Genomic DNA, 16,920 nt, shown 5'->3' with positions numbered 1-16,920 from the left:
CGATAAAGTTGTAATTTATCCAAACGAGAAGCGCTATATATTTTTTATTTAATAATATTTACTGGCTTATTTCCCCTACGTTTTGCTTTCAGAGCAATGGCAGCTAACATAAAAGATAAAGCTGAACCTAGATAAGTTGAAGGTTCTGGTGCTGCTACTTTTACTTTGCTTCTTCTTACTGCTACTAAAGTCAGATTTGTTTTATTCTCAAAAGAGCGTTTGTAAGAGCCATTAATAACAGCTCTAGCTAGTTCTTCATTTCCCACAAAATCAGATTCTTGAAATTCATTCAAAAAGCTAATATTTTGGCTGTTTTGATAGGATAGAAAATCATCATTTCCAGTAGTATTGACATTGCCAGTGAGTGAAAAGTAGTCTAAAGGATCTATGCCAATGCTTTGATTGCCAGATATGACAGCAGCGATCAAATCTGAGATATTTACTGGGTCAATATCACTCGTATCAAATAACAAGAATGAAATATCTCCAATTGCTCTGGCATTTTCTGCTAGGGGATCATCTATTGATGTTCTTAAATTTAAAGAAGCTCTGAAATCAAAAGCAAACAACTCTCCAGCATCAATGTCAAAATTACCAACAATTTTTCCCAGAGTATCTGCTGTTCCTAAATAACTTGTACCTTGACCACTAGCGAGACTCAAACCCACTTTAGTATATGCTTGTGGCGGAGTCAAAGTAAAATCTGTTTGTGCTTGTTGATTGAGAGTTAATACTGTTGCATCTTCACTGACAGTAGAAGCATTGGTGTTAGCCTGATTTTGTCTATCAATGATTCCAAAACTTTCACTAAAGCTGGTAAAACTTAATTCTTCCTGAGCAAAAGCTAGAGTAGCAGCTTGGCTAGGTGGGGTTGCTAAGATAGAACTAGCTATCATTGGAGTAATTACCAGTAAACATTGCTTAGCAAATCCCAGATATTGCTTCATATTTTCCTCTTTTTGGTCTTGGAAACTTAGTTAATTTTTCGGAATTTTTGAGTAATAAAAAATACTACTATGTGTGATAGTTCAATTTCGCAAACTCTCAAAATTCTTTGACGGTTTTTAAGTTTTAAGTAAAAATTAATGCTTGTTTATGTATACTCTGATTCCGTAAAGATATTTAATAACCCAATAGGTAGGCAATTATACGTAATATAATGTGAATTTTCAACTAAAAAACGCAATATTATTGTAAATTTTAGGTAATTAGCGCAGAAAATGTGAATTTAATGTCTGGGAAGCCTGTAGTTGCTCCCGGCATAGTTTTTCTAGAGATCATGGTATGAAAATTCTTTGTGTCTTAGAGTCTTAGTGGTTGGTGATTTTCACCATCAAGATACAAAGGCACTAAGTATTTCCCGGAAGTTAGGCAAAATTGATGTGCGATCGCAATTTGAGAAATTAAGCCAATAGTTAGATCCATCCAGCTTTGGGCAACCTATAATCTACAAAAGTTGAAACCGAGAGATGAAACTGTGGATGCACTATTCGAGCGATCGCACCAACTCAAGCAAGCGTTAATTGATTTTATTTTGGATGCAGATGATGAACTAGCACAAGCGCTGGAAACTTATGCAGCAACGCAGTTGCGTCGTGGTTCAGGTGATCTGATCCAACAAGAGTTATCAATAGACAGTTTTGCCATAGAAGGCAAAGTCGGAGATAACTCACCACTGGATCTGTTTATCCAAACTCATCCGGAACTGTCCGAAAGCGATCGCCAATTGCTCAATAGTTGGCATCGTAGTTTTATGGGTTTATTTGCGATCGTTAAAGTATTGGATGATGGCTTTGAGTTGATGAACTGGCTGACAGCCAAAAACTACATTGTTAAATTCAACAATACTAAAATACAACAGGAAATGTCGCGGTTAAAAGAAGGAGAAATTCTCCTGACTCGCATTTCTCCTGTAACAGAATCTGACTGGACATTTTCTGGCCCGTATACACAAATGGGGAAATTAGGTAAACCAAAATTAGCGGTGGCGATTGGTAATTTTAAAGATAATTACAAAAATCATCTTTACAGTGATGCACCCGATTTATTGGAAGAAGCTTGGCAGTCGGTAGTAAGGTATCATGAACAGTTTGTTGAGTTTTTTGGTAGTGATGAAGTCACAATGCCAGGATATCAACTCAACAAAAAAATAGCTGAACTCCAGGAAATAAATACAGAAAAAAGCTTAGCAGCAGCAGGAATTGATTCCTCAAAATCCCTTGCAGAAATTGCCCAAGAAGCAGGAGTTGATGAAGAGGAAATTGAAACCGCAGCAGCAGATTTGGGTGCTGACTCTAAGGTAGTATCACAATTGTTAAACAGCAAAACTACCACAGCCAAAATGGTAGCATCAAAAGTAGAGTTGCCTGCTGAACTCAAAAAAGCAGAAGCAGTAACAGCCCTTTCTCATCCCCGTTGGGGACAGATGTTTTTACCAACATACACAAAAATCAAAACTATATTAGTAGCAGAAGATTGGCAGAGTATAGAAGGAGCCGAAAAGCTAATTCGCCACTATTTAGAAAGCAAAAATATCAATGCTTTTATCTGGTATCGTCTAGCAGCAGAGTATCCAAATTCATTAGAAAAAATATTGCAAACAGTCTTACAGCGTCCAGACTTTAACTTGAAAAATGACTTAGATGCACTTTTGCAAGAATATGATAAACCTCTAGAACCAGAATTACCAGAAATAGCTAGTGTACCTGTACATCTACATAATCTATTCCAAGAAGCTTTAGGAGAAGTCCATAAATCTAAACCTAAAAGCAAGGGACAAAAGAAAGCAGCAAAAGGCTTTCAAACACTGTAAAGGTTAAACCTACGAAAAAATTAGGTTGAAAATATCGTAGACGCGCTCATAGGCTTCAAGGTAGAGTACCCGAAGGGCTTAAGGCAGGGTACACAGATAAACACAGATACACACCGATAACCTATCTGTGTGCATCGGTGTGCATCGGTGTTCGTTTATTCAAAATAACTAGTGAGACTTTGAAACTTTCTAATTGAAGCACAAATAACAAAACGCCAAACAAGTGTACTATAAAAAACTAAGAACTTACTGTGAGGTCGCATCCAGAGGTCAGGTGCTATGCCTAAACGCCTTCTAGTAGTTGAATCCCCCGGTAAAGTCAAAAAGCTCAGTCAAATCCTGGGAACGGAGTGGATTGTGCGTGCTAGTTGCGGTCATATCCGCGAACTTAGCAATGAAGGCGAGGATTCCTTGGGCTTTTCTATGGATGGTGACACTGTCCAGTGTCGATATATTCCCCGCGATCAACAGGCAAAAGAAACGATTCAATCGCTAAAAGCTGCCGCTAAACAAGCTAAAGAAGTAGTCTTAGCTACAGATCCCGATAGAGAAGGAGAAACCATCGCTTGGCATCTCAAGGAAGCTTTGGGATTAAAGGAACCAAAACGAGTTGTCTATACGGAGATTACAGAGTCTGCGGTGCGGGCTGCGATCGCTCATCCCAGAAAACTTGATTCTAACTTGATCGGAGCAGGATTGTGCCGAGATTGCTTAGATAAGCTGGTAGGTTATAAGGGGAGTCCTTTAGTTTGGGCGTTGAATAATGGAGCAAAAAGTGTTGGTAGAGTCCAGAGTGCTACTTTACACTTGATTTGCCAGCGTGAACGGGAAATAGTCTGTTTTGTTCCCCAAGATTATTGGAGTGTTTGGGTAGACTACGCTGAAGGTTTCCGTGCTTTCTATAAAGGAAATGTCAATGCTCCCAAGGAAGAAGCAAAGCAGGAAACTGAAGTTCATGATGATACGGCGGTAAATACTACAGAAGTCACCGAGTCTACCCGTGTGCTTTCGGAAGCCGAAGCCACACGCTTAGTTGAAGAAGCAAAACGCCATCCTCATCAAGTTATCCAATATGAGGGAAAAATCGTTAACCGCCAACCACCTCCAGCTTTTATTACTTCTACTCTTCAGCAGGCTGCTGGTTCTAGGTTGCGATTTGCCCCTGAGAAGACAATGCTTGTAGCCCAAAAGTTATATGAAGCTGGTTTAATTACTTACATGCGGACGGATTCAGTCATGCTGAGTCCAGAGTTCTGCAAGAGTGCGCGTCAATGGTTAGAGCAAAATGATCCGGAGAATGTACCACAGCAAACTGCTAGACATAGAAGTAATAAAACAGCACAGGAAGCCCACGAAGCAATTCGCCCCACCGATGTATTTCGTCCTTCTGCTCAATTACGAGTAGAACTTGCTACCGATGAATTTAACTTGTATGTCCTGATTTGGAAACGAGCGATCGCCTCTCAATGTCGTCCCGCCGTCCTCCGTAAAACCCTTGTCGTGACTCAGTCGGGTGAACTTTTATGGCAAGCTAGAGGACAGGTAGTAGAGTTTCTCGGTTATGCTCGTTACTGGTCAAACCTCAGCAAAGATACAATTCTGCCCAACTTGCAACAGGGACAGATGTTGACTTTGGAGAATGCAGGACACGAGAAGAAACAGACCCAACCACCACCACGTTACAGCGAACCAAAATTAGTCCAACTGATGGAGCGCAAAGGCATTGGTCGTCCCAGTACCTATTCTCCCACGATCGCAACCTTAAAGAAACGGGGTTACGTCCAACTCACCAAAGAAAATCTCCAGCCGACATCTTTGGGTTTGGAAGTTGATGATTTTTTACAAAAAGCATTACCAGATTTATTAGAAACAGAATTTACTGCCAAAATGGAAGATGCACTAGATGCGATCGCTTCTGGAAAACAATCTTGGCAGCATTATCTGACAAATTGGAACCAAAATTACTTTGCACCAGCGTTAGCGAAAGCCAAAACTGTACCTGTTAATTCTTCAGAAAATAGTACTAAAGCGTCTGGTATAACTGCGCGCAAATTTGAAACTTCCAGAACTCGTTGTCCTGAGTGCAAAAATAATCTGGCCAAAATTCCTAGTAATAAAGTCAAAAAGAAATACTTTCTTAAATGTGTCAGTGGGTGTGAGAATATTGTTTTGTTTTGGAACGAATACAGCAAAACTTGGGAAGCACCTCGTTCAAAAACTGCTGAAGATGCAAAACCTCAAAAACCTCCGGCTAAGATAACACAATATCCTTGTCCAGTGTGCAAAAAACCTTTGGAAGAATACACTTACACAAAAGACGGACAAAATAAGACTATGCTGCGGTGTTCAAATTCTAAATCCCGCAATGATCAAAAACATAAAGATGTCGCTTATTTCAATACTCAGAAAGGGTGGTGGAGTCCCAAATTTGGGGATTTGAAGTGTTAAGCAATTAAAAAAAATCATGACCGATATTAATAAACGTGTTGATTTTGATAGTCCTTAGAAAGAAATATTAGAAGCTTACTTTCCTCAAGCAATGCAGTTCTTTTTCCCTCAAACAGCTGTATTAATTAATTGGGAAAGTCACTATGAATTTCTAGATAAAGAATTTCAACAAATTGCCCGTGAAGCCGAACAAGGTAAACGATATGCTGATAAATTAGTTAAAGTTTGGCGCACTCAAGGAGAAGAACTTTGGTTATTAGTACATGTTGAAATTCAAGCCAAAAAAGAAGATAATTTCACCAAGCGGATGTTTACTTACAACTTTCGCATCTTTGATCGCTTTAACCAACCAGCCATTAGCCTCGCAATTCTCTGTGATGCAAATCGTGAATGACGACCAAACAATTACAGTTATAATTATCCCGATACTCGCTTAATTTTTGAATTTGGAAGTATTAAGCTTTTAGATTATGAAAATCGCTGGGAGGAGCTAGAAAATAGCAATAACCCGTTTGCAACTGTAGTAATGGCACATTTGAAAACGCAACAGACACAAAAACAACCCGAACAACGCAAAATATGGAAATTTGGCTTGATTCGTAGACTTTATGATTCAGGCTTACAAGAACAGGATATTCGTAACCTGTATCGATTTATTGATTGGGTTATGATATTACCAAAAGCATTAGAAAATCAGTTTTGGGAAGAATTGAAACAATTTGAGCAGGAGCGTAGTATGACTTATATTACGACAGGCGAGCGCATAGGCTACGAACGCGGGAAACAAGAAGGTAGACAAGAAGGCGAACAAACAATTATTCTGTGATTACTACAAAAAAGGGTGGGGGAATTATCACCAGAAGTTCGAGACCGCATCCAATCTCTTTCTTTAATTCAATTAGAAGCGCTTGGCGAAGCTTTGTTAGATTTTACTACAATTGCAGATTTATTGAATTGGTTACAGGCAAATCAACCAGAATAAATTGATAAATATACTTAATATTTTTGTAGCTGCGATTACGAACATCGCCAGAGATTTCTTCCAAAACTGGATTCTTCCTTAAAACATGAGTCCCACGCCTGCGATCGCACTTATAATTTTACTCTATTGCAGTCACATCCTGTTTTTTCTATGTCTTAGAAAAGTTGATGAATTTTATTTACTGCACTGATGATCACAGAGGATGCTTTTTCTATTTCTTCTGTGTTTGTAAATTTGCCAATCCCAATTCTTAAAGCTCCTTCAATGATATTTTCCGAAAGATTCATCGCTTGTAAAACGTGAGATGGTGCAACAACACCTGATGAACAAGCAGCACCACCAGAAATAGCTAATTGATGACGAACTCTTGCAATTATGGCACTATTGGGAATATCAGGGATAGAAATATGTAAGTTACCTGATAAACGGTGATTTAAGTCTCCATTCACTACTAAATCAGGAATTTGAGCTTGCAGCAAGTTTTGCAGTTGATCTCGCAAAATTGCGATCGCACTTTCATCTGCTGACATTTCCAATTGTCTCAATTGACAAGCTTCCCCCAAGCCAACAATTCCAGGGACATTGAGTGTACCGGATCTGAGTCCCTGTTGATGTCCACCACCATAAATCATCGGTTGAAGATGATAACCTTGTCTTACTACTAATGCACCAACTCCTTTGGGTGCATAAAGTTTATGTCCTGAAATAGCCAGATAGGTAATACCCCAGTCTTGAAAGTTGATGGGAATTTTACCGACTGCTTGGGAAGCATCACATAAGAAAGGGATATAGTAGTGTGAAGCGATCGCGCCAATTTTTTGCATTGGGTAAATTGTCCCTACTTCGTTGCTAGCAGCCATGACACAAAGTAAGGAAGCACCACTAGAGCAGACTTTTTCTAAATATTCTAAATCAATCTGCGCTTGTTTATTGACTTTTAACCAAATAATTTCTACAAGTCCTTTTTTAGCTAATGCTTGACAGGTATCTAGGATGGCTTTGTGTTCAACTGGGGAAACAATGATTTTGGAGGGAGTATTTTGTTGAGTAATATGTCCTTGAATTGCTAAGTTAATACTTTCTGTTGCACCAGATGTAAAGATAATTTCTTTTGGGGAAGCATTGATTAATTGGGCTATTTGTTGACGGGCTTGTTTAACTGCTTGTGTTGCTTTGTCTCCGTAACTATGATCTACACTACTGGCATTACCAAAAGCAGTAGTCATGTAGTACATGACTTTTTCTGCTACTCTCGGATCAACGGGAGTAGTTGAGTGGTAATCGAGGTAAATTATCTTTTGTTGTGTAGTCATTTTTTTATTTTTTAACGCAGAGGGACGCAAAGTGAGCGCGGAGGAACACGGAGAAGTATCATATAAACTCTCTCAAATTTATGCGTCTCTACGTGAGATTTATTCATCATTCATTCTCTAAAAATCTTCGACACTACAATTTAAGATTTACTGAAAGTTTAAATATTCTAAAATTAGTAATCTTAAGTAGTCTAACATTCTTAAGTAACATTTTATCTTCTCGTATTGATGAGAATTATTAAAAAAAATTGAGAAATCTTAGGAATATCAAACACTCGCTTGTGTTGTAAATCTTTGATTGCTTCATCTGGGTTTTCTATATAACCTCTGGCTTCGATTTGACTAGCGTAACCCCGAATATGTGTAGTTAATAGTTCAATTTATTCTAATAACGTAAATTCGTCTTCAGATGTAGAAGATTGATGAGCGATCGCTTGTCGTTCTGATTTAGTATTTTGATAATCAATCGTTAATTGCTCTAATAGTTGAATGATATAATTTTTAGTTAGTTCAGGATTTTGATTAGTTAGCGTGGTATTAGTCATCGTTAACTCCATAGGTGACGATTTTTTCAATGCCAAATTTATCTGGACGAACAATTAAATATTCATTGCCTTTACGATAAACGGCTGAACCATCTTGACGATAACCTGTTTTTGGTACTCTCAATGCTGCTTTTTTGTTAAAATTATGTACTTTGCGGAGTAATTTTAACAGCTCAATTTCTTTTCTAGCAGCATGATCTAAAATATTATGTATGGGCGACGCTGACATAACTAGCTTTATCCCAGTCGGTTAAATATTGTTCAATTTCAGCAATTTCCGAGGATGTGTATTCTTGACAGAGTTCTACAAAAAATGGATCATCTTGTGATTCATTAGGCATTATTTTATCGCTTCGCTACTCATTCTCTAAAAATCTTCTGGCAACTCTCCCCCAATCAATGCGAGTATCTATAGCATTTTCTTTGCGTTTACCATCTAGTTCATCTTCATATCTTGCCCATGCCATGAGTAGTAGTTTTAACCCATCTAAAGAATTAACTAGACGTGAACGTAAGGTATCTATATCGGCTTTATCTACATCCTCTTCTAAGATTTCTACTAAGTTTTGATAAGCTGGGTGATTGGTATTCAATGTAACAATAATTGCTCCGCCTCTGGATTGAACAGTGAAGAATTCAGGGGTATCAATAGGAGCTTGTGCAAAGGTATATTTTAAGCCATCATCTACTGTAGTTGCTGCTAATAATTCTGCTTGGGCTTCGGTCACTCCCTCTTCTTTTAAAGTTTCTTTGATAACTTGTTTGCGTTATCTAACTCATGGCTACCCCAGAAGCGATAGGTGGAGAGGGTGCGATCACCTAAACTATCCCATGCTTTTTGAAATTCTGTAACAACTTGTTCGCATAGTTCTTCACTATATACTAATAGAAATTCAAAATTCAAAATTCAAGATTAAGAATTTTAGGTGTAAATCCATTCAGGGCTAAAACCTTGGAGAGTTGCTAAAGAAATCAAAGGTTGTATAGTTTTTGTATAAACATTCATAAGAATTTCTAAATTTAATAAGTCATCTGGTTGCTCAACTTTCAACTCTGCCACAAAAGATTCAGTATCATTCAACCATTTTGTTTGAGAAACATTTTGCTTATAAATAGTTAAGCCTAAATGCTGTAATGTTACAAAATCATCAAAATATTTTTCTGATGGTAAATTATTAGACTTAGAAGAATTAACAGATTTTGTAGTCGGAATTAAATTCCATAATTGATCGTGAGCCACAAAAGACCAAGGCAAATAATGATCTAAGGAAATTTCATTCTTATTTAATTTGATTTTAGAATAAATACATTCAATATCTCGATGTTCTAAAATAATCTTCCAATATTTAGTTTGATTACTTAGAGAATCTCTCTCTTGTGGCATAAATAATTTATTAACTACATTAGGGGTACTGGGATTTCTCTGCTGCATATAATTCAACCATTCCCAAGAAGCCCACCCCCTAACTATTGTGTAATTTTCCTCTAAATAATGAATCCAATCGGGATGTAAAATAATAGCGTTACAATTTTTCTGGTCTTCAGCATTAAAGCAATATAAAGACTTTTTAGTATCAAATTGATTGTTAGCTAAATTAATAATAGTAGAATTAACATCGTAATCTTTTAAGCCTCTCGTTTCTTGAGAAAAGAAAGGACGAATTAAGCGATAAGAAACATAGCGATTAATGGAAATAACTATATCATCGAGATTTTGGTTATTAATAGCTGTACGCAAAAGCTTTTTGTCTGTATCTCTAAACTTTAAAATTGGTTCTGTAATTTCTAGTTCAAGAATATCTAATTTATTGGCAATTTGGTCTTGTTTTCCAAAAGACAGCTTAAAATAATTGTGAGGATACCAAGCATTAGCTAACATCTCAACAATGATTTCTCGAAAGCTGATAGGAGATAAAGTATCAAAATTTCTTCTTTTTATAATATCTAGTATTGATAAAAAGTAAAGATATTTATAAGAGTTAGTTATATTATTAAATATTTGAGATAATATTGTAACATTAACTTTATTTGACTTTGGTAAATCCTGACTCATAATTTGATCTTTACCAAAAGTACGTGAGCAACTTCATCAAAAAATTCAAGAACTTTCAAAAAAATATGGTGAAGTTTATGATACAGAAGTTAGATATAGAATCTCATCTCGATTGACTGCTTGGGCTTCTGAAGTTCATGATCTTAAATCTGTTTTTAGTTTTAATTCTCAATACTGGAACTTGTAATCTTATATAAGTGTTTGGCGTATAACCAAGTTTTTGAGTAATTGTATGCTCATACGGTTTAGGTATTAATTCCACTTTGCAATATTAAATAGGTGAATTATGGCAGAAGAATTTGTGATATTAGAAGATGACAGCAGCAATCAAGTCCAGGTAAGTAGAGAAAAGATAAAACATATATTAGTTGGTAGTCCTAATTTAGTGAGGAAGACTATCTGCGTTTTACATACCATAGGTTATGCAGAAATAGGCTCTTGGTCTAAACCTGTAAAAGCAGGTAATTTAGGTGAATCAGGCGACGTAGTGAGTGTATTGATTAGATAGCAAGTTTAGAAAATAAAAGATACAGGAGTTGGGCGCGATCGCACTAACTCTTGATAATCAAAATAGAATATTTAATATTGGTGAGAATCATAAATGACAAACTAAACAAGGTAAATCTTCTTTTTCTTGATTTAAACTTTCTTCTAATGCTTCAACCAAATGAAGATTAAAAGCCGTCTTTTTCTCTTTAACCATTAACTTCTCATGTGGAGCAATAATTTCATCCTTGCGTTCTAGAAGCTGCAATAAACTTTCCCCATCAGTCCAAGTATAGGTTCTACCATCAGCATGATTTGATTCATACTCAACAGCCTTTTGAAATAAATCAGGATGTTCCTGCGCTAACATTACCCATTCATACTTGCGTTGGAAGAAACAGAAAAAACACCCAGAACGACTGCGCCAGCGATAATAGTCAGGGAGTCCAATTCCACTATCTTCTAATAGCCGAATAATATCAGCCTTAACTAAACCCCTTTCCTTAAACGGAAACACAGGTTTAATATTAGGTTTAGTGGAAATATAACCATCACGATTTTCATCAGCACGAATGCCAATGTAACTAACAGCCTCATCATCCCCCACAAAATCCTCTAAAGGCTTAATTTTCATCTTCACCGTACACCAACGCATTTGGGGTGAAGGTAATAAACCATCATGAATCGCTAACCAATGGTCAAAGCCTCGTTTGTCACTGAGATAATGAATTTTAATCCCCAAACGGGCTTTAATGCGGTCAAGATATTCGTAAGTTTCCGGTAATTCTTTATGGGTATCACAAAAAAAATATTCCATCTCTGGAATTTCCTTATGTAGTAATACCGCTAAAGCTGTGCTATCCTTTCCCCCAGAAAGTCCTAATATGTGTCTAACTTTGCTCTCTGCCATGCTTGTTTCTTAGTGCTTTTTGGCAAATATATTAAGAATGCTAGTATCTTAGCAAATTTTAAAAAGTAATGTGTAGCATTTTTATACAAATGTTAAAAGCACTTCGTAAAATTACTGATAGCATTATATTTATATAAACTTATATAAACTGGGCAATTACGCTTTTATACCTTACTTAAAACTTACATAGTCATTCCTAAATTATTCGTAAACAAGATCCCCGACAACTTTCACAAAGTCGGGGGTCTGCTTCTCTCAAACTTATTGTAGGTATCGCTATCTCATTTGTTTGCGATCGCGTTGCCAAATTTTCGGACAATAACAGGTTTACGACTCAAAAACTTGATTTCCGACTCAGAAACTTAGTTTACAACTCAGAAACTTGATTTACGGCTCAAAAAGTTGAATTACAATTTAAAAAACTTGATTTAAAGCGTTTAATTAACTAAAATCTACCATTTTCGGAATTTTATGAGATTTTATCTTGATTTCGATTAATCACTTATAATGAAAAACCTCACCCCGCCCTATCGAACACCCCTCTTTGCGAGTTCGGAGAGGGGCTGGGGGTGAGGTTGTGATTCTAAGCTTTTCAAGTCAATTTAAATCAAGTTTTTCTGACTTCTGTGTACACCGTAGCCTCGCAGGAGAGAGAATTAGAGAGAGGTTTTCCAGATCCCGTAAAAAGTCAGGTGCTTCCGTAAGCGATCGCACTAACTCAGGATTTCAGAGGATGATTAATTTTGAATTTTGACCCTTAGACTACGCTCAGGGTAAAATTTTAAATTTGGAGCAAAGCGACGTGACGCGCTTTATCCATGATAAATTCGCCAAAGACTATCTGGAAGAATTACTAAAAAATTACGGCGAAGTCAAAGCCTCAGAAAAAGTCTCAGGAGAAATTAAAGAAATAGATGTTCTATTCACATCTAACAAACAGCAAAACTCTGACTTACAAATCCTGGGTTTGCTAGGAAGATTTGCCGAAAATCCTGCAATAATAGAACCCTTACGGGTTCGCCAGTCGCTCATGGGGGAAACCCCCTGCGTTCCCGTCGCTGGCTCACCATTCCGTAATCCAGCTTCTGGTGATGAAATCTGCGACTGTATTCTCAAATTATTAGAAGTTAAAGCTTTCTTACGACGAGAAGCCAAAGCCAATAAAACCAAACTTCAGGACTCAGAAATTCCTAAGTTGTGGATTCTGACTCCAACGGTATCCGAAACTAGATTATCTAGTTTTGGAACTATGCAAAAAGCAGATTGGTTATCCGGAGTACATTTTCTTCCTAAAGCACTGCGGACAGCAATTGTCGCCATCCACTAACTACCGCAAACACCAGAAACTTTATGGTTAAGGCTTTTGGGTAGGGGAAGCGTGCAGTCACAAGCAATTATCGAATTGCAAGCGTTACCATTAAATCATCCATACCAGAAAGCAACCCTCGAATTAGTTTACAACTTGCGCGAAAACTTAGGAGTCAATCAAGAATTAGAAACAGACGATCGGGAGTTAATTATGCGATTAGAACCACTTTATCAACGAGATAGAGAACAAGCTGTATGGGAAGGAAATAAATAAGGAGAACAACGTCTAGTTATACGTCTACTCAATCGCCGTATTGGGGAAATTAATCAATCATTAATTGAGCAAATTCAAGAATTATCGATCGAACAATTAGAGAATTTAGGGGAAGCATTACTAGATTTTTCTAATGTTGCTGATTTGGAAACTTGGTTAAATCAACAACAAGGATAAATCATCAGTAGATTTGAGAGGCTCAGATCCCCGACTTCTTTAAGAAGTCGGGGATCTTATTTTGTTCTCTTTCCACACAATAATGCTTCTTCTAACCTAATTTTTTCCCCTTGATATTTTCATCATTTCCCTTGTCCCCAATCTTCGTAACTGTCTCTGGCAAATCAGAACTTAAAATCCTTTCACTTAACTTTGCCAAAATCGCCTGTCTTAACTGCTGATCGTCAGGTAAATTCGCTAAAATTTCGTCAACAATCTTCTCAACTTGCGACTCTCTTTTATGATCTACCCATACCATTCGATTGATATCATTACCATCGGGACGAGTGATGGTAATTCGTCGGGCTTCAAAACCTTCCCCTTTGGCGGCGACTTCCTTTTGCAAAGCTTCCAAATTCTTAAACCGTCGCACCAAATCCGCTAACTTCATTTCAAATGCAACTGCATCATCATCTGTCCACGACTCAGCAGGTTTATCTGCGACAATCATCACTAAAGCTTCCAACCACTGAGAATCACTCTTGGTTTCATCCGATGCAGCACGAATAAAGCGTTTGAGTAAAGGTTCAATACATTTTCCCGCTAAATAATTCGCCCTGACTCGCAAATCTTCCCGCAGTTTTGTTTCTTGACTTCTCACACCAAAGGCTTCATAAATCAGTTTTTGGCAATCACTTAATAAATGATCATAAGCTGTATGAATGTCTCTTAAGGCGTGAACTAACTTAGTTCGTAAAGTTCTCGCCGTCACACCATCATCCCCAGTTTCAGTCCCAATTGCAGGTAAATTACAAGCTGCTGGTAAAGCTTTAAACAACAATTCATCCGGTTCAACTGTAGTTTGTAACGCCTTTAAAATCGCTCTGGGTTCATCTGCAAGCCGTCGGGTTTGTTGAGTATATTTCGGCAGTTTTTTCACAAATTGATAAAGCGGAGTCACCACTGTTAATAAAGTAGCGTTACGCACTTTCCCCAATTTTTTGATCTGCGGATTGCGTAAAATAACTTCTAATTCTTTGAATACTTCCGCCCTTAAGCCGACGACTGCAAAATATTTAACTGCAAATCGTTCAGGATATTTTACTAATAATTCAAAATGTTCTGTTCCCAATACAGGAATAAATGTTCCATCTTGATAAAGCCCCAAATCATCAGCGTGATACAACAATACCGCCGCTAAAATTACAGGAACTGCACCTTGTTTCACACCATAGGGAGGTGCTACTAAATATTGATAGAGTAAATCAAAACTTTGGCTTTTTTCTGTGGCGGCTAAACAAAAATTCTCCACCGCTTCCCACAGAGAATTCAAACCCGAATTTTCAGATGGTGGATAAAAGTCCCAATTTTCATCTTCCTGGCGATGAATCCCTGTTTCTTCTAACAGGGAATAATACATACTAACTTCCGCGGACCATAACCTTCTAAACCCAATCTCTCTTCATATTGGTGTTCCAACATTGCTTGAATTAATTCGCGTCTTGCTTTCGCCCCTTGAGAGGTTAAATCTCGACGGTTAATTAATTCATTCCACAAAATTGCACTACGATGATAAACGCGATCGCAAATATCAGAAAGCTTACTATTAAAATCAGTAATATTGTTGAGTGTTGCGATTTGTCCTTGAATCCAACATTGCTGATTTTCCTCAATACTAAAGGATTGATTGAGGGTTTCATCTAAAAATTGTTCAGCTTCTTTAGCGCGATAATTTACCTCTTTTCTCGCTACTCCATCAGTTTGTAACTCTTTAGCGGTTTTTTTGATATTATTTAAAGCCACAAATTCCAGAGTACGAATTCGCAAAATATCTAAATTAGCCGCACTCAAAATCACCAATGGTTTACCATCACTAGTTGTGTCAGGAACAGAACTCGGAACTTCATCATCTACCCAATATCCGACAAAACCATCTGCATCTACACTACTGCAACTTAACTGACTTAAATCCTGGGAATTATCTAAATAATGGCGTTCAAAATAACGTAAAGTTCCAGTTTGATAGCTGTGACGTTGGGCGACTAAAGGTTTCAGAGGACGATGCACAGATAATAGCTTAACTAAAGGCGATCGCTCTTGTTCTATATATGTACTTAACTCACCATCAACATTAAAATCAGAACCTTGCCAAATCCGCAATTCATCTAATTGACGACGATGAGTAATTAAATTCTGCTTGAGTAATTTATCAATAATTTGTTGCCAATAATTAATCTGTTCTGCTGAAGGGCGATCGCACATAGCTAACGAAACTAAAGTTATGGTCGCCCTCATTGAACCCGTAACCGTAATTAAGTTCAAAATTCCGATTGTTTTTAGTACCTTGAGACTATCTTCTTCTAAGCGTTTAGCATCATTAATTAAATCTTGAATTTCTACCCATCTTTGCAAATTAGGACGAGAAGCTAAACCCATTCCTGCGGCTTCAATAAAATAGTCATAAACTCGCTCTAATTTCAGACTTGGCAAAATATCATTTTTCACCGTGACTTCTTCTAAGAAATTACGAAAAGATAAAGGTTCACTACTAGTTAAAAATGTAAATAAAGAACGGTCATTTTGAGCATAACGTTGACAAAGAGTAGGTAAAACTAAAGCAGATAAAGGATGTAATGGGTAAACTTCTTTAATCACTTGCTCAGTTACTTCTTCGTCTACAATTGTAGATTCTAAATATTGCCACCACTCCTGGGAGTAACTATTAATAGCACAACTTATATTTTCTGCTGCTGAAGAGTCAATTGCTTGTCCAATCAAACCCATCATTTGTCCAGAGGATTCTGTAAACGGAATATCCTCAAATCGTCCCTGAATCTTTGCCCATTCATGGCGTTGAACAGTTGCTAATCGTTGACTATATTCTGCAAATGCCTGATGTAAAATACCTAAAATATAAATAGGAGTTTTACTATTTTTTGGTAATTCAGCTAACTGTTGTAAAACATATAAATCTTCAGTACCTTGAGCATGAGCAGCATACTCTAAATTTTTACCCAATTCATCAATAACTAGGAAAATTCCACTTTTAGATTCCTTTGCAACTTCTAATACTAAATTAGGAATTTCTTTACTATCAACTTTTCCACCATCATTAATTTCTGCTTCTAAATCTACTAACTGACGGATAACATTAATTTTGTTCCTTTGGTTAGCAGTCCAAAAATTATCAACACCTGTTAACAAAGCTCTAATAATGGTATGGCTAATTGGTTCTCTTTGTCCCGTAGCCACAGCCCTAATTAATCCTTTTGGGTTAATTTTCTCTTGAATTAATTGATAAATCTCACTATCTCTACCTAATTTCTCTTCAGCGATCGGTAAAGCTTTAATGTGCATTCTATTTTGTGAATTAGCAGCCAGAGAAATTAAATAATGAGCAAAAGCAGATTTCCCTGTACCATAAACACTAGTTAATGTCCAAGCTCTATTTCCTTCATCAGAATTAAAATTAGTTAGAATACGTCCTAGAGAATCAATTGCTCTTTTAGTCAGCACATAACCCTCTAAAGCTTCCACACTATCTAAATCTCTTTCTAAATTAATGGAACGAGAATAGCGACGCTGAAGACTAAAATAATGGGATAGCTTTTGATTAGTCATAATCTTACTCAT

Annotated in this window: 15 protein-coding genes and 2 pseudogenes; 5 read left to right on the top strand and 12 right to left on the bottom strand. The window is 37.0% G+C overall.

Features of this window, described 5'->3' with window-relative positions:
- Window positions 1-44 precede the first annotated feature (44 nt).
- Together RS893_RS20475 and RS893_RS20470 are read right to left on the bottom strand one after the other, a co-directional pair.
- Window positions 45-947, bottom strand: a complete 903-nt coding sequence (locus RS893_RS20475) for a hypothetical protein (protein WP_315787404.1) — start codon at window positions 945-947, stop codon at window positions 45-47.
- 355 nt (window positions 948-1,302) lie between these two features.
- Window positions 1,303-1,425, bottom strand: a complete 123-nt coding sequence (locus tag RS893_RS20470) for a hypothetical protein (RefSeq protein ID WP_315787402.1) — start codon at window positions 1,423-1,425, stop codon at window positions 1,303-1,305.
- Window positions 1,426-1,477: 52 nt separating this feature from the next.
- On the opposite strand from RS893_RS20470, the gene RS893_RS20465 reads away from it, so the two are divergent.
- The 3 genes and pseudogenes from RS893_RS20465 to RS893_RS20455 all read left to right on the top strand — a co-directional run bounded on the left by RS893_RS20465 (window position 1,478) and on the right by RS893_RS20455 (window position 6,242).
- On the top strand, window positions 1,478-2,812 hold the full coding sequence (locus RS893_RS20465; protein WP_315787400.1) for a hypothetical protein: 1,335 nt from the start codon (window positions 1,478-1,480) through the stop codon (window positions 2,810-2,812).
- Between the two features lie 279 nt (window positions 2,813-3,091).
- On the top strand, window positions 3,092-5,260 hold the full coding sequence (gene topA, locus RS893_RS20460; protein ID WP_315787398.1) for a type I DNA topoisomerase: 2,169 nt from the start codon (window positions 3,092-3,094) through the stop codon (window positions 5,258-5,260).
- Window positions 5,261-5,324: 64 nt separating this feature from the next.
- Window positions 5,325-6,242 (top strand): annotated as a pseudogene (locus tag RS893_RS20455) (DUF4351 domain-containing protein).
- A 155-nt stretch (window positions 6,243-6,397) separates the two neighbouring features.
- Here the strand turns inward: RS893_RS20455 and RS893_RS20450 are convergent.
- From RS893_RS20450 to RS893_RS20420, 7 genes are all read right to left on the bottom strand, one after another.
- Window positions 6,398-7,555 (bottom strand): cysteine desulfurase family protein, encoded by a 1,158-nt coding sequence (locus RS893_RS20450; RefSeq protein WP_315787396.1) that lies wholly within the window; start codon window positions 7,553-7,555, stop codon window positions 6,398-6,400.
- Window positions 7,556-7,935: 380 nt separating this feature from the next.
- Entirely contained in the window at window positions 7,936-8,100 is a 165-nt protein-coding gene (locus RS893_RS20445) for a hypothetical protein (RefSeq protein WP_315787395.1), read from the bottom strand.
- Window positions 8,093-8,329 (bottom strand): hypothetical protein, encoded by a 237-nt coding sequence (locus RS893_RS20440; protein WP_315787393.1) that lies wholly within the window; start codon window positions 8,327-8,329, stop codon window positions 8,093-8,095. Before RS893_RS20440 ends, RS893_RS20445 begins: the two co-directional genes overlap by 8 nt.
- Window positions 8,307-8,441: a hypothetical protein gene (locus RS893_RS20435; protein WP_315787392.1), complete on the bottom strand. Its 135-nt coding sequence runs from the start codon at window positions 8,439-8,441 to the stop codon at window positions 8,307-8,309. The genes RS893_RS20440 and RS893_RS20435 overlap by 23 nt, the downstream gene beginning before the upstream one ends.
- A 15-nt stretch (window positions 8,442-8,456) precedes the next feature.
- The gene (locus RS893_RS20430) at window positions 8,457-8,828 is read right to left on the bottom strand and encodes a hypothetical protein (protein ID WP_315787390.1); all 372 of its coding nucleotides are present in this window, start codon (window positions 8,826-8,828) and stop codon (window positions 8,457-8,459) included.
- Window positions 8,829-8,839: 11 nt separating this feature from the next.
- Window positions 8,840-9,004: a hypothetical protein gene (locus tag RS893_RS20425; protein WP_315787388.1), complete on the bottom strand. Its 165-nt coding sequence runs from the start codon at window positions 9,002-9,004 to the stop codon at window positions 8,840-8,842.
- Window positions 9,005-9,022: 18 nt separating this feature from the next.
- Window positions 9,023-10,153, bottom strand: a complete 1,131-nt coding sequence (locus RS893_RS20420; protein ID WP_315787386.1) for an HNH endonuclease domain-containing protein — start codon at window positions 10,151-10,153, stop codon at window positions 9,023-9,025.
- A 286-nt stretch (window positions 10,154-10,439) separates the two neighbouring features.
- Here RS893_RS20420 and RS893_RS20415 point away from each other — a divergent pair, with 286 nt between their 5' ends.
- Window positions 10,440-10,661 carry a hypothetical protein gene (locus tag RS893_RS20415; protein WP_315787385.1) on the top strand — a complete coding sequence of 74 codons (222 nt, stop codon included), beginning with the start codon at window positions 10,440-10,442 and terminating at the stop codon, window positions 10,659-10,661.
- A gap of 87 nt (window positions 10,662-10,748) precedes the next feature.
- Here the strand turns inward: RS893_RS20415 and RS893_RS20410 are convergent, their stop codons facing one another.
- On the bottom strand, window positions 10,749-11,549 hold the full coding sequence (locus tag RS893_RS20410; protein ID WP_315787383.1) for a phosphoadenosine phosphosulfate reductase family protein: 801 nt from the start codon (window positions 11,547-11,549) through the stop codon (window positions 10,749-10,751).
- An 802-nt stretch (window positions 11,550-12,351) separates the two neighbouring features.
- Between RS893_RS20410 and RS893_RS20405 the strand changes: the two are divergent.
- A pseudogene (locus RS893_RS20405) lies at window positions 12,352-13,308 on the top strand (DUF4351 domain-containing protein).
- 91 nt (window positions 13,309-13,399) lie between these two features.
- Here RS893_RS20405 and RS893_RS20400 read toward each other — a convergent pair.
- Entirely contained in the window at window positions 13,400-14,707 is a 1,308-nt protein-coding gene (locus RS893_RS20400) for a hypothetical protein (RefSeq protein ID WP_315787381.1), read from the bottom strand.
- Window positions 14,689-16,908: a hypothetical protein gene (locus RS893_RS20395; RefSeq protein ID WP_315787379.1), complete on the bottom strand. Its 2,220-nt coding sequence runs from the start codon at window positions 16,906-16,908 to the stop codon at window positions 14,689-14,691. The genes RS893_RS20400 and RS893_RS20395 overlap by 19 nt, the downstream gene beginning before the upstream one ends.
- Between the last annotated feature and the right edge of the window lie 12 nt (window positions 16,909-16,920).

It is taken from the genome of Fischerella sp. JS2 (assembly GCF_032393985.1).
Lineage (GTDB): Bacteria > Cyanobacteriota > Cyanobacteriia > Cyanobacteriales > Nostocaceae > Fischerella.
Note: the sequence above shows the minus strand (reverse complement) of the source record. Positions and strands in the feature narration are given on the sequence as shown.